The sequence below is a fragment of the Cytobacillus sp. genome (assembly GCF_032154635.1).
GTDB lineage: Bacteria > Bacillota > Bacilli > Bacillales > Cytobacillaceae > Cytobacillus.
Window position 1 is genome coordinate 23,574 of sequence record NZ_JALDXW010000007.1, and the last position, 13,580, is coordinate 37,153.

Genomic DNA, 13,580 nt, shown 5'->3' on the forward strand with positions numbered 1-13,580 from the left:
CTTACATCTCCTTTATTATCGGCAGCCAGCAAATGACACAAGTACCGAATTGCTTATCTGATGCCATTTCTACTGTACCGCCATGTTTTTCAATAATTCGTTTCGTAATGCTTAGTCCAAGCCCTGTACCTGTACCGCTATTTTTCGTACGAGCTATATCCACTTGATACAACGGCTTAAAAACATTTTCCAGCTCAGACTGTTCAATGCCCTCACCACTATTCTGGACAATCAAATACATACCTTCTTGTTTCGTTATATAGGGCTTAACAAAAGGCATGATAGATACGGGAAGGTGTGTCGAATGGATCGCAGCTAACAATATATGGCCATTCAGATCTGAATGCTTAATCGCATTCGTCATTAGGTTGTCCATTACCCGAAGCATCTGCTTTGGATTCACGCGATACATCCCCTTAACTGTACAAATTGTTTCAAGGAAGATCCCTTTTTCCAAACATAGCGGTTCATAATCTGAGAGAAGCATGTCAAAAAATTCTTCTCCCTCAACTTCGATAAGCTCCATCTCAAATGTTGGGGTTTGAAGAAGTGTGTACATTAATAAATCATCTAGCATATGTTTCATATAGTTCGATTTATCAACAATCACTTGACTATATTCACTAATCTTTTCATCAGTAGAGATCGCCCCAGCTAACGCCTCTGCATACGTGCGAATCGATGTGAGCGGTGTTTTTAAATCATGAGAAATACTTGCTATCATGTATTCTTTTTCTCCCTGCTCCTCTATAAGCTTTTGTTTAGCAGTAATCATTTGAAGGCGCATTTCATCAAAACTTTTTGCGAGCTCACCAATTTCATCATTCTTTTCATAAATTGGGGAAACTTCATTTTTCTCCGCGAATGACTTCATTTGCCTCATCAACAATCGAAGCGGCTTATTTAGTTTGCGATTGACAAGGAACGCAACAATGGTAAACATAGCAACAAAGAATAGGACAAAGATACCTACAACCAGCCAGGTTCGGTCAGAAACACCCTTCACCCACTCATTACGCGCTAACCTGACCTCATAAATGCCAATAATATCCTTCCCTTGCAGAACTGGTGATCGATAGGTATACGCATTGTAGTCTTTTTCAAATTCATACAAGTTTAAATAAAGTTCCTGGGGTTTGGCAATTGTATCAACTGGTGACTTCATAGGATTAGAGGTGTACAATAGAAAGCCTTCTTTTAAATACAAATTGAGTTCTGTGTGAGCCCCCGTTAACTTATTAAGTTCCTCATAAGATCTACCTGCCTGGAACATCTCAGGGTTATCTACAATCTCTATAATTTTTTGCAGCTCGACCCATTTCTCTAAATACTCTTCTACATTTTTTTCTTGATGATACGCATTAATCGAAAGAAACAGTACGTATGCTGCAACTAACGGAAGTAACATGACGATGAGATAGGAAACAAGTAGCCAAGTTTTTATTTTCATGACGGCACACCAATAAAGCGATATCCCTTTCCCCAGATAGTTTGAATAAAGTGCGGAGATTTAACTGGGTCCTTTAGTTTTTCCCGAAGAGATTTAATATGGACTGTGACAGTATGTAATCCTTCCATATCCGCCTGATGCCATACATGCTCATAGATCTCATGCTTAGAAAATGTGCGTTGGCCATTTTCAGCTAGTAAACATAACAGTTCAAATTCTTTATTTGTTAATGAGAGCTCTTCCCCAAATAAGAATACACTTTGTAAACTGTAGTTGATTGTTAAGCCTTGATCATAAACTAATTCATTATGCGTTTCTTCAACATGGTTATAACGGAACCAGCGGCGCAAATTTGAATCTATACGTGCTTGTAATTCTGCTAAACTAAAAGGTTTAGCTACATAGTCATCTGCACCAAGTCCTAGTCCCTCGATTTTATCGACATCATCTTTACGCGCGCTAATGATGATGATCGGTATCTCGCTTCTCCAACGTATGTTACGGCATAATGTAAATCCATCCATTTCTGGAAGCATTAAATCGACCAGCACTAAATCATATGAACCTGATTGAAAATCATTGAGCCCCTCAAGACCAGTTGTAGCCCATGTAACTTTATGTCCTGCTGTTAATAGCGTATCCCGAATAATACGGGCAATTTCGGTATCATCTTCAACTAGTAAAATGTTTGCCTCCATCGTATTTCCTCCCAAAACAAAGATAGCATGAAAAAATGATAGAATTTTAAACTTTATAATTACTTTATTTTTATCATAGTAGAAATTGGCATCATTTACATTCAATTTAAAAACCCCGTTCTATTTTTATAGACGGGGTAAAAAGCTAATATTTATTTTTTTTGATTCTTCTACACTTTGTAGATTCTCGCCTCATATGGTGCAAGTCTGATTGTTGCTGTCTCGGCATGATCCTCTACATCAAGATTTGCCAGCATTAGATTTTTTCTTTTATAGGTAATCCCTTCTACACGATCAACTGACACTTGCGTTTCCGATAGATTACACAAAATAATCGCCTTCTCCTGTCCCAAAGAACGAGTATAGGCGTAAAGCGTTGGATGTTCCTCCAACACTAAATCATATGTCCCATAAATAAAAGTCTCATTTGTTTTACGCAGCTGAATCATCTTTTTATAATAATTAAGAATGGAGTGAGGATCTTTCTTCTGTACATTTACATTAATTTTTGTGTAGTTCGGGTTTACACTTAGCCATGGTTTCCCTTTTGTAAATCCCGCGTTTTCTTCAGCAGACCACTGCATGGGCGTTCGTGAGTTATCTCTGCTTGTTTTCCTAATGAGGTTCATTACCTGCTCAGAGGATTCCCCTTGTTCTATACGGTAAGTATATAAATTTTTTGTAGCGACATCATTATATTCCTCAATGGCTGTGTAGTTCACATTGGTCATACCCAATTCCTGCCCTTGATAAATAAAAGGAGTGCCTTGCATAAAGAAGTACATCGTTGCAAGCGACGTTGCACTTTCCCTCCAAAATTCTCCATCATTGCCCCAAGTTGATACACAGCGGGCCTGATCATGATTTTCTATAAATAACGCATTCCATCCGCTTCCTTCCAGTGCTTTCTGCCACTTTGTTAAAACAACTTTAAGCTCCGGAATATTAAGCTTTTTCTTTGTTTCTGCATCCCATAGGCTTAAATGCTCAAACTGAAAAATCAAATTAAATTTACCATCTTTCCAATCCACCCATTCGTGAATATCGCTGACCCCAACGCCATTTGCTTCTCCAACAGTCATAATGTCATATTTCACAAAAGTTTCTTGTTTTAATTCTTCAAGAAAGGTCATGATTCCCGAGACATTCATATATTTCTCCCATGCAGGAACAAAAGGAAGCTGATCTGGATTTGGCATATTCGCAAATGTTGTGTCTTTTTTAATATGACTGATCGCATCTACCCGGAATCCATCAATTCCCTTATCTAACCACCATTTGATCATTCCATATAAAGCATCTCTGACATTCTTATTCTCCCAATTCAAGTCAGGCTGCTTTTTTGAAAATAAGTGTAAATAGTATTGCTCTGTTTCTTGATCAAATTCCCAGGCAGATCCATTAAAAATACTTCCCCAGTTGTTCGGCTCTTTCCCATCCACTCCATTTCTCCAAATATACCAGTCCCGCTTTTCGGAACTTATCGAGGACCTGGATTCAATAAACCAAGGATGTTCATCACTTGTATGATTAATGACTAAATCAATTATGATCTTCATACCGCGATGATGCACTTCTTTAAGGAGCAGATCAAAATCCGCCATTGTGCCGAACTCTGCCATAATTTCTTGATAATCGCTAATATCATATCCATTATCATCATTAGGCGATCGATACATTGGACAAATCCAGATAACATCAATCCCCAATTCCTGTATATAATCCAATCGTGAGAGAAGTCCTTTTAGGTCCCCAACGCCATCATCATTCGAATCTTGAAAGCTTCGAGGATACACTTGATAAACGACCGCTTCCTTCCACCAAAATTTCTTCATTGTCTCCCTCTTTTACCAATCTGTCATTTATTCATCTTTCTGCATGATTCCCTTTCAATTAAAGCAGTAGAAACAAAATGTGATTTCACTTCCACTTCCGGATTACGAACCATTTCTAATAAAAAGTTCGCTGCTTGAAAGCCTAGTTCAAAGATGGATATATCAACTGATGTTAGCGGTGGCTTTACATAGGCTGACAATGCATGATTATTAAAGCTCACGATTGATACATCCTTAGGAACTTGTATAGAAAGCTCTTCTAAATAACGAATAATTTCATATGCAACCAAATCATCATGTGCAACAATGGCTGTCGGTGGGACGGCCTGTTTCATTAATTCATAGATACTATCTTTTCCTTTAGATTTGAACACATCATCATGAGTAAAATACGCATCTGAATAGGAAAGACCTGCCTTGATTAAAGCTTGCCTGTATCCTTCCAAACGGTCAGATGAAACAACGTAATCAAGATTCCCTCCAATGAAGGCAATCTGTTTATGTCCTAAACTAAACAAATAATTGACCACATCATGGGCTATTTTCTTATTATCATTATCAATATATGTAATTTCATTCTCGTGTTGATAAGGACGGCCTACCATTGTAAATGGAAAACCAGAAGCTTTTAAATAGTTCATTGTCCGGTCACTGACACGTGAATAAAGTAATATAATTCCATCTACCTTTCTCCCTTGCACCATGGATACAACTTCTTGAAAAATTTCATCTTCCGTGCCGCCTGTAGATAAATATATGCCATATTGGCTTGAATGGGCACTTGTGCAAATCCCTCGAATGACTTCAGGAAAAAAGGGATTTTGAAACGCTAGTGAGGTAGAATGAGCCATGATTACACCAATGGTTTTCGTGCTTTTGGCAGCTAAGTTTCTCGCTTGAAAGTTTGGATGATAGGCTAAGCGCTCCATGACCTCTCTTACTTTGCGCTTCGTTTGTTCACTAATTCTTGGACTATCCGCAATGACACGGGAAACGGTAGACGGGGAAACTTTGGCTTCTCTCGCTACATCAATGATTGTCACAGCCATTCGAACACCCTCCTTTTTTCCATTTTACTTTACGGCTCCTTCTGACACACCTTTTATTATTTCTTTTTGCGCAAAGAAATAAAGGACAATAACGGGAATAATCGCTAATGTTAGCCCAGCTAAAGCTAGGTGCCACTGCTTCGTATACTCCCCAAAGAAAAAGAACATCTTTAACGGAATGGTCTCCATCCCTTCTTTGTTTATAACAAGTGAGGGAAGCAGATAATCATTCCATATCCAAATTGTATTTAGAATAGCGACAGTAACCGTGATAGGCTTTAGCATAGGGAAAATAATGTACCAAAAAACTTGAAATTTATTCGCACCATCAATCGTAGCGGCTTCGTCTAATGTTTTAGGGATAGAGGATAGGGCGCCATGATATAAAAAAATGGATAAGCTTGCACCAAATCCTAAATACATGAATATCAATCCGCCGCGATTGAGCATTTCAAGCTTTCCGAAGATCGTAACAAGCGGAATCATAACGGATTGGAACGGAATAAGCATAGCAGCAACAAATAGGAAGAAAATAATCGTACTTAGGCGGCTCTTTACACGCGATAGGGCGTATGCTGCCATGGATGAAAAAATAATAATAATGACAACGCTAAGCACGGTAATCAATACCGAATTAGCAAATGTCTTTATAAAATCCAATTCCGAAAATGCTTGTACATAGTTCTCAAAAGTAACAGTACTCGGCGGTTTTAACGTGTCCTCAAAAATTTCCCGCTTTGTTTTCAACGAGTTTACAATCATTAAATAGAATGGAGCCAACCAAATAAGCGCCAAAAAAATACCAGCTATTTCAAGGGGAATTAAATACGGTTTCCGCACTACATTTCCACCTCGCGTTTCTTAGATAGATACACTTGCAATAATGCAATAGCTGCTACAATGATAAAAAAGATGACTGCCTTTGCTTGTGCATAGGCCATGTCATAACGGCCAAACGCTGTATTAAAGATCTCCATCGCAACCATTTGTGTTGAGTTATATGGACCCCCGCCTGTTAAAGAGAGATTTTGATCATACAGCTTAAACGTATTCGAAAGAGTTAAAAACATACTTACCGTAAACGCAGGAGCCACTAGCGGGAATACGACATGACGAAAGCGCTGGAAGGCATTGGCGCCGTCTATTTCAGCTGCTTCAACCAATTCCTTTGACACGCCTTCTAAATAAGCAATATAAATTACCATAATATATCCCGACATTTGCCAGCTCATCAAAATAACAAGTCCCCAGAATCCGGTCCCTGGAGTGGAAAGCCATCCTTGTAAACTCTCCATTCCTACAATGGAACCAAAGCCTGCAAATGCCTTAGTAAAAATAAATTGCCAAATAAACCCGAGGATCAGCCCTCCTATTAGATTGGGCATGAAAAATATCGTACGCAATGCTTTATTTGTTTTTAATTTAGCGGTTACGATCAGTGCGAGCGATAAACCAATTAAATTTATTAAAATCACAGACACGATTGAAAACTTTACCGTAAACCACAGGGAATTTAGAAACCGCTCATCCTGGAACAATGCGATATAATTATCAAAACCTACAAATCCCTTTGTTTGAATGCCATTCCAGTCTGTAAAAGAATAATAGATTCCAAGCAATAAAGGGGCGATGACAACTAACAGCAACGCAGCTAGCACCGGCATTAAAAATAGCCAATAGGATAGATCCCGTTTACGCATTTGTTCACCTCTTTGAACATGAAAGATTGTATTTCATAAAACAAAGTAGCACGAGGGCTACTTTGGTTCTAAATTACTTTCGTGAAGATTCCCACGCTTTCTTTGTAGCATTGATCACATCTTCCCAGCTGGCTTCATCACTTAAGTATTTCTGAATTTCAACACCCAATTCATCCTGTCCCCATCCAGTCGGATAACCCATGAATGTCCAGCCAATCGTTTTGCCCTTTTCAGCATATTCATATACTGCTTTTGAAAGAGGATCTGAGATTTTAGAAGAATCATAGCCATTGTACGCAGGGATAAATTTGAAATCATTTAAGACCGTTTCTTTCCCTGTATCTGAAGTATAGAGCCAGTCTAAGAATTTCTTCGCCTCTTTAATGACTGCCTCCTCTGCATTGCTGTTTACTCCCCAATACATTGGGATCCCCACCGGAATATGATCTCCTTTATATCCCTCTACAGGAATCGGTAATAATCCAATGCCATTCTGTGCAAATTCCTCATCGATCCCTGCAATAGAACCATATACCCAGTTTCCTTGCTGAATGATGGCTACTTTTTGTAAAGAAAATAGCTCTTCTACTTGCTTTGAATAATCAAGGCTGACTGTTGGCTGTACAGAGTAATCATTTTGTAGATCCAGAACCTTTTGGAACGCATCTCCGTACTGGAATTCAATCCCTTTTGATTCAAAAGCTGTTAAGACATTGTTATCAAACTCAGGAGCGATAAACGTATTTGATAAATGCAATCCAGTTACCCATGTTTCTTTACCCGGCAAAGCAAATACTGCCTCAAGGCCTAACTCACCTTTCTTACTGTCCAGTTCCTTAACTGCGGTTTCCAAGGAAGGAAGATCGACAATAGATGACGGGTCTATTCCCGCTTTTTCAAAGATGGTTTTGTTATAAATAAATCCATAGCCCTCCTGGTTGTATGGAAGTCCCAATACTTTTCCGTCTACTGTGACGCCATCAAGCGTCCCGTCCAGCGCCGCATCCGCTGCAGCCGAATCGGATAAATCAGCTAATTTATCCATCCAATCCGCAACATCCTGCGGTCCTCCGATATTATAAATTGCAGGTTCATTGCCAGAAGCAAATTTTGATCGCAGAGCAGCACCGTAATCTTCTCCTCCGCCAACAGTCGTAATATTAATTTTTACATTTTCATTTTCTTCTTCATATGCTTTCGCTACTGCCTCAAACTGATCTTTAAACTCTACCTTAAATTGAAAAATATCTAATGATACTTGCTCTTCTTTTGAATGATTATCCGATTTGCCTGTTTCATCTGAACTGCATCCTGCTACTATGCCAGCCAACACGATTGATGCTGCCAGTATACCTGCACGCCATTTTCTTTTCATTCTTTCTCTCCCCCAAAATTTATTATTTGTGAAAACGTTTGCACAAACTGTCAAAAAGAAGAGCAAAGCTAGTGAAAGCGTTTGCGCATAGTGGATTTAAATTTATCCTATCACATCATTTGAGGGACCACAACTAATTTATGAAAAATTCTGTTTATTTTTTGTGGTTAATCAATTAAGAGCATTGCCGCACCTAACATACCCGCCTCATTGCCAAAAACAGCACGCTTCATCTCAAATGGTTTAAGCTTTAATGGTTCTACCTTCTCCAAAAGGAGATCCCACCAATCATCCGCTGAATCTGATACCCCCCCGCCGATTACGACACAGTCCATGTCCAATACGGCCTGAATGCTGGAAATGACAGTGGCAAAATCTAATAGAAAGCGGTCGCGAACTGTGATTGCCTTTGCAGCACCAGTTCCTGCTAATCGGAAAAGATTTTGTGGCATCACAAGTTCACCTGTTTCAGGTTCGATTACATTCTCCTCTTGAATTAGCCTTCTCAATGCCGAACCAGACACATATTGCTCGCTGCACCCTTTTCTTCCACACCCGCAAAGCAGCCCATTTGGATATAAAATCATGTGCCCGACTTCTCCCGCACCTCCGTTCGACCCATTCATTATTTGCCCATCGAAAACGAATCCTCCTCCGAGCCCTGTTCCAACAGTCAAACAAGCAACCCTTCGAAAACCTTTTGCTGACCCTAATTGTACTTCCGCAAGAGCTGCGCAGTTCGCATCATTGTTGACTTCGACCCTCAGACCTGTTGCTGCCTCCAACTGAGATTTCACCGCAGTCCCCTGCCAGCCTTCCAGTTCTTTTTCAAAAGTAATAATACCTGTTGCTGCATCCACCATTCCTCTAGTACCAATCCCTATCCCAGTTAGATCAGGGAATTCCTTTTTAATCCTAAGAAGTTGTTCCTCTAGATAAGGGTAAAGCGGAATCTTCGTGGGCATCGTCAAGTCAGCTAACACTTCTCCTGACTCACTTATAATCCCAATACGTATTTTTGTTCCTCCAATATCAACTCCGGCTATTTTCTTCACCTTATTGCCTCCTTTCAAAAGTAAGTACAGACACCTCACAGGGAGATACTTCTATACAATTCTTTTCTACTTTTAAGCATATCATGATTAGCGATCATAAGATTCCTATTTTGATAAGAATACATCACACTTCATTTCCACCATGTACCTTTTCATTGGAATAATTCCTTTAACCACTCTACGATTATTTTAATATTCCAACAATAACTGCACAAGCGTTCGTATGAAATCTAAAAATAGAAAAAAACAGCAAAAATCAATTTGCCGTTTCTTTTTTGATAACCTATTCATGCCTATTGCATTTTCTCAGGAAGCCACAGTGAAAGCTGCGGGATGATAATCACGATAATGAGTACAAATATCATTATTAAGAAAAAAGGAATCACACCTCTCACTACCTTTCCAAGCTTTTCTTTAGCAATACCACTGACGACAAAGAGATTTAATCCGACAGGAGGCGTGATCATACCTAACTCCATATTAATAGTCATAATAATGGCAAAGTGAATAAGGTTAATATCAAAATGTATTAACATTGGCAGTAATATCGGTAAGGTGATAAGAATAATTGAAACTGCTTCCAAAAACATACCCATAATAAAGAATAATAGATTAACAATAATAATAAATACCCATTTATTTATATTACTTTCAGCTATCCAAGCACCTATTTCCTGTGGGATTTGTGCATTTGTCAAATACAACCCGAACAAGCTTGCTGCCCCAATAATTAAGAAAATCATTGCTGTTATATTAATGGACTCAACAATAATCGGCCGAATATCCTTCCAATGCAGCTCTCGATAAATAAAAGTAGATACAATAATTCCATAAAATACTGCGATAACTGCTGATTCGGTTGGTGTAACAACTCCACTATAAATGCTGCCAAGAATAAGCACAGGGAGAAATGCGCCCCAAATTGCCTTCAGTGAACTTCTGCCTCTTTCCTCCCAGGTTGCCTTCTCACCTTTTCCATATCCATTTCGCTTTGCATATATAATAGCTAATGCGACTAGCACTCCTCCTAATAGCAGACCTGGAATAACGCCTGCCATAAAAAGTTTTCCAATTGATTCTTCTGCCGTAATTCCATAAATAATTAAAGGGATACTTGGTGGGATAAGAATCCCTAATGTGCCTGCAGCAGCAACGAGCCCCATTGAGTATTTCTTATCATAACCAGCATTAACCATTGCAGGAATCATTATCGAGCCAATCGCTGCAGCTGTTGCTGGACTTGAGCCAGAAATCGCTGCAAAAATCATACATGCAAGGATTGTTACGACGGATAAACCTCCGGGTAAATGCCCTACCCAAGACTTCAGTGCCTCAATTAAGTACTTAGATATCCCCCCACGTGCTAATAAGACACCAGCAAGAACGAATCCAGGGATCGCCATCATTGGAAAAGAATCAAGCGCTGTAAATACTCTTTGCGGAACCATATTCATATTAAAATCACTCAGCATCAATACAACCATTGTGGACATCGCGAGACTGATGGCAATTGGCACTCTTAAAATCATTAAAATGATAAAAATGCTAAGTAATAGGATTATCATAGTGCACTTCCTTCCCTCTCAGCAAATGAATCAGTCTTTCAACAAACCGAAGTAAAAATAATGCACCTGATATCGGTAATATTAAATAGACAATCCACATCGGAATGCCAACATCTAGAGACACCATTCCTGAATGATATCTGCTCTCCACGAGGGTATAACCGTAATATGTAAATGCAATACAAAATAAAATACTTATAGATGTCGCAAAAATATCAACCACTCGTTTTAAACGTTTTGACAACTTATCATACACAATATCAACTTGAATATGCTGATTGTGACGTAAGGCCACTGCAAATCCTAAAAAGGTTCCCCAAATAATGATGTATCTAACAACCTCTTCTACCCATGCTTTTGGTTCGTTAAAAACATAGCGCATAACTACACCATAAAAGATGAGTGCAATTCCAGTAAAAAAGAATGTCCCCGCTGAAACTTCCTCAAATAAACCCCAAGCCCTTTTCCACTTTTTCACCTATCCAACACCTTCTTCCACTTTTCATTAAAAAAGGATCGTAAATGCTTGAGTGTCGATCAAGATTATAGATCGACACCCCATGTTTTCTTACTTTAGATTTCGAATGCCATCAATAATCTCAGGCGTAATGACTTCACTGAACTCATCATATACAGGTTGTAATACTTCTGCCAAAGCTGCTCGCTCTTCATCGGTCAAAGAAAGAATTTCTACTTTTCCTGAGTTTTTAATATTTTCTAAGCTTGCAGCGTTTTCCTCTGCCGCAAGTTTCCATTCAAGCTCAGTTGCTTCCTTCAACGCTTCCTCTACTTGCACACGAATATCATCAGGCATTTTTTCCCAAAATGGTTTATTAACAAAAACTGCGTAATCTAACCGCCCATGTTCACTTAATGTCATATATTTTTGCACTTCCTGATACTTTTGAGTGTCAATGTTATTGTATGTATTTTCCTGTCCATCTACTGTTCCTTGTTGCAGTGCAGCATACGTTTCACCAAATGCAATTGTCGCACTTCCAGCACCAAGTGCTTTAAATTGTGCTTCTAATACTTTACCTGCTTGTGCACGGAATTTAAGGCCGGCAAAATCTTCAGGTTTTTGTAATGGACGTTTATTATTTGTGAAATGCTTGAATCCATTTTCCCAGAACGCTAATCCCATAATATCGTTGCTTGCCAATTTATCACTATTTAGCAAGGTCTTTGCTACATCACTTTCAAAAAATTTCTGTGCATGCTTTTGGTCATTAAATAGAAAGGGCATATCAACGTATTGCCAGCGCGGGTCTAATTTAACCATTTTTGTTACGGATGGAGCAATCATATGAACATTCCCTGAAACAAGTGCATCTAATTCATCGTTATCCCCATATAATTGAGAAGAAGGATATACTTCTACTTTCGCTTTCCCACCTGTTTTTTCTGCTACTAATTCTGCAAAGCGCTCAGCCGCCTTCCCTTTCACACTATCAATGGATGTGACATGAGAGAATTTGATTACAATTGGATCACTTTCTGAAGCTGTTTTTTTCCCGCCTGTACCACTAGAACACGCTGCTGTTACTAATACAAGCAAACAAAATATAGCAATCATGACAAGCTTCTTCATTTCATTTCCTCCTTTACCTTTTAAGATGGATTAAATCTCTATAGTAAAAAGTCATCAATCCACTTAACGACAACTTTTATACTTAAACGATGTCCTAAATAGTAGCCTACTATCTTTGATACTTCGGAAGTGCTTCGATATATTTCGTTCCAAAACGTTCAATAAAATAGTCATAAACTGGTTGAAACTCTTCTGCCCATGATCGTCTTTCTTCTGGAGAAAGATGATATATATCAATGCATTGACATGCTTCCAATTCCTTCAATTTTTTGGCATTTAAATTATGCGCTGTCTCTCTTTCCCATTCACTTACTTCCTTTAACGTATCTGTGATTAGTACTTGAATATGGTCAGGAAGCTCTTCCCAAAACTGATTATTCATTAAAAGAACATAGCCTAAATAGCCATGATTGCTTATAGTTATATAGTTTTGCAGTAAATATAAATTTTTGCTTGTAATATTCGATAATGTATTTTCCTGACCATCCACATCTCCGCTTTCCAGATGATGAAAAAGAATATTAAAATCGATTTCTCTTGGGATTGCTCCCAAACTAGAAAATTGCTTATGAATGATGTCACTAGGCATAATTCTCATTTTTAAGAATTGAAGACTCTTTGGGTCATAGATCGGATGGTCACGATTGCTTATTTGTTTAAACCCGTTATCCCACACACCTAGCATGCGAAGACCTTTTCCATCAAATTTAGATATGAGATCCTGTCCGGCTGATCCGGCTAAATATTGATGTACCTCTTCATAGCTATTGAATGCAAAAGGGAGATCGATTACTGACCATTCTGGAATAAGCGATGTCACTTTTGATGTTGCTGGTGCAATCATTTGGATGTCCCCTTGTAAAAGCGCTTCCAATTCTTCACCGTCTTTATACAAAAAGCCATTTGGAAATACCTGAACCTCTACCAAACCATTACTTCTTTCTTTTATAAGCTGAGCAAACCTTCTTGCTGCCAATCCTTTAGGTGTATCTTCTCCCACTACATGGGAAAAGCGGATAACAATTCGTTCATCCTCACCTAACTGCTCGAAGTCTATTGGATAATTGGCAGATTGACAGCCAAATAATACGAGAAAAAAGGCTAATCCAATTATTAAAAATCTCCATTGGTCATAGATTTTTAGGTACAATTGACTCCTCCAGGTCAAATAATATTCAGATTATTATAACAATACTCCATAAACTGGATTAACTGAATATTATGAATTTATTGGACATTTTGGTCTTTATGATCTTTTATTT

At 38.5% G+C, this 13,580-nt stretch carries 12 protein-coding genes; all 12 read right to left on the reverse strand.

Translation table 11 applies throughout. The features are described 5' to 3' along the window. Position 1: 1 nt before the first annotated feature. Entirely contained in the window at positions 2-1,450 is a 1,449-nt protein-coding gene (locus RUH74_RS07055; protein ID WP_313799573.1) for a sensor histidine kinase, read from the reverse strand. Further along, on the reverse strand, positions 1,447-2,148 hold the full coding sequence (locus tag RUH74_RS07060) for a response regulator transcription factor (protein ID WP_313799574.1): 702 nt from the start codon (positions 2,146-2,148) through the stop codon (positions 1,447-1,449). The genes RUH74_RS07055 and RUH74_RS07060 overlap by 4 nt, the downstream gene beginning before the upstream one ends. A gap of 170 nt (positions 2,149-2,318) precedes the next feature. Beyond that, the gene (locus RUH74_RS07065) at positions 2,319-3,983 is read right to left on the reverse strand and encodes a glycoside hydrolase family 13 protein (protein WP_313799575.1); all 1,665 of its coding nucleotides are present in this window, start codon (positions 3,981-3,983) and stop codon (positions 2,319-2,321) included. 23 nt (positions 3,984-4,006) lie between these two features. Next, the gene (locus tag RUH74_RS07070; protein ID WP_313799576.1) at positions 4,007-5,032 is read right to left on the reverse strand and encodes a LacI family DNA-binding transcriptional regulator; all 1,026 of its coding nucleotides are present in this window, start codon (positions 5,030-5,032) and stop codon (positions 4,007-4,009) included. Between the two features lie 24 nt (positions 5,033-5,056). Continuing rightward, on the reverse strand, positions 5,057-5,872 hold the full coding sequence (locus tag RUH74_RS07075) for a carbohydrate ABC transporter permease (RefSeq protein WP_313799577.1): 816 nt from the start codon (positions 5,870-5,872) through the stop codon (positions 5,057-5,059). Next, positions 5,872-6,732 (reverse strand): carbohydrate ABC transporter permease, encoded by an 861-nt coding sequence (locus RUH74_RS07080; protein WP_313799578.1) that lies wholly within the window; start codon positions 6,730-6,732, stop codon positions 5,872-5,874. The genes RUH74_RS07075 and RUH74_RS07080 overlap by 1 nt, the downstream gene beginning before the upstream one ends. Positions 6,733-6,805: 73 nt before the next feature. Beyond that, positions 6,806-8,107 carry an ABC transporter substrate-binding protein gene (locus tag RUH74_RS07085; RefSeq protein WP_313799579.1) on the reverse strand — a complete coding sequence of 434 codons (1,302 nt, stop codon included), beginning with the start codon at positions 8,105-8,107 and terminating at the stop codon, positions 6,806-6,808. Positions 8,108-8,274: 167 nt separating this feature from the next. Beyond that, positions 8,275-9,162, reverse strand: a complete 888-nt coding sequence (locus RUH74_RS07090; protein ID WP_313799580.1) for an ROK family protein — start codon at positions 9,160-9,162, stop codon at positions 8,275-8,277. A 293-nt stretch (positions 9,163-9,455) separates the two neighbouring features. Then, positions 9,456-10,727 carry a TRAP transporter large permease gene (locus RUH74_RS07095; protein WP_313799581.1) on the reverse strand — a complete coding sequence of 424 codons (1,272 nt, stop codon included), beginning with the start codon at positions 10,725-10,727 and terminating at the stop codon, positions 9,456-9,458. Then, positions 10,708-11,205 carry a TRAP transporter small permease gene (locus RUH74_RS07100; RefSeq protein WP_313799582.1) on the reverse strand — a complete coding sequence of 166 codons (498 nt, stop codon included), beginning with the start codon at positions 11,203-11,205 and terminating at the stop codon, positions 10,708-10,710. Before RUH74_RS07100 ends, RUH74_RS07095 begins: the two co-directional genes overlap by 20 nt. Before the next feature lie 90 nt (positions 11,206-11,295). Continuing rightward, on the reverse strand, positions 11,296-12,318 hold the full coding sequence (locus RUH74_RS07105) for a TRAP transporter substrate-binding protein (RefSeq protein WP_313799583.1): 1,023 nt from the start codon (positions 12,316-12,318) through the stop codon (positions 11,296-11,298). Positions 12,319-12,427: 109 nt separating this feature from the next. Next, complete coding sequence (locus RUH74_RS07110) at positions 12,428-13,468, reverse strand: DctP family TRAP transporter solute-binding subunit (RefSeq protein ID WP_313799584.1); 1,041 nt, start codon at positions 13,466-13,468, stop codon at positions 12,428-12,430. Between the last annotated feature and the right edge of the window lie 112 nt (positions 13,469-13,580).

Excerpts from the sequence above, each read along its gene's own strand:
- RUH74_RS07055 (WP_313799573.1), bottom strand. The coding sequence starts at position 1,450 with ATGAAAATAAAAACTTGGCTACTTGTTTCCTATCTCATCGTCATGTTA.
- RUH74_RS07060 (WP_313799574.1), bottom strand. The coding sequence starts at position 2,148 with ATGGAGGCAAACATTTTACTAGTTGAAGATGATACCGAAATTGCCCGT.
- RUH74_RS07065 (WP_313799575.1), bottom strand. The coding sequence starts at position 3,983 with ATGAAGAAATTTTGGTGGAAGGAAGCGGTCGTTTATCAAGTGTATCCT.
- RUH74_RS07070 (WP_313799576.1), bottom strand. The coding sequence starts at position 5,032 with ATGGCTGTGACAATCATTGATGTAGCGAGAGAAGCCAAAGTTTCCCCG.
- RUH74_RS07080 (WP_313799578.1), bottom strand. The coding sequence starts at position 6,732 with ATGCGTAAACGGGATCTATCCTATTGGCTATTTTTAATGCCGGTGCTA.
- RUH74_RS07085 (WP_313799579.1), bottom strand. The coding sequence starts at position 8,107 with ATGAAAAGAAAATGGCGTGCAGGTATACTGGCAGCATCAATCGTGTTG.
- RUH74_RS07095 (WP_313799581.1), bottom strand. The coding sequence starts at position 10,727 with ATGATAATCCTATTACTTAGCATTTTTATCATTTTAATGATTTTAAGA.
- RUH74_RS07105 (WP_313799583.1), bottom strand. The coding sequence starts at position 12,318 with ATGAAGAAGCTTGTCATGATTGCTATATTTTGTTTGCTTGTATTAGTA.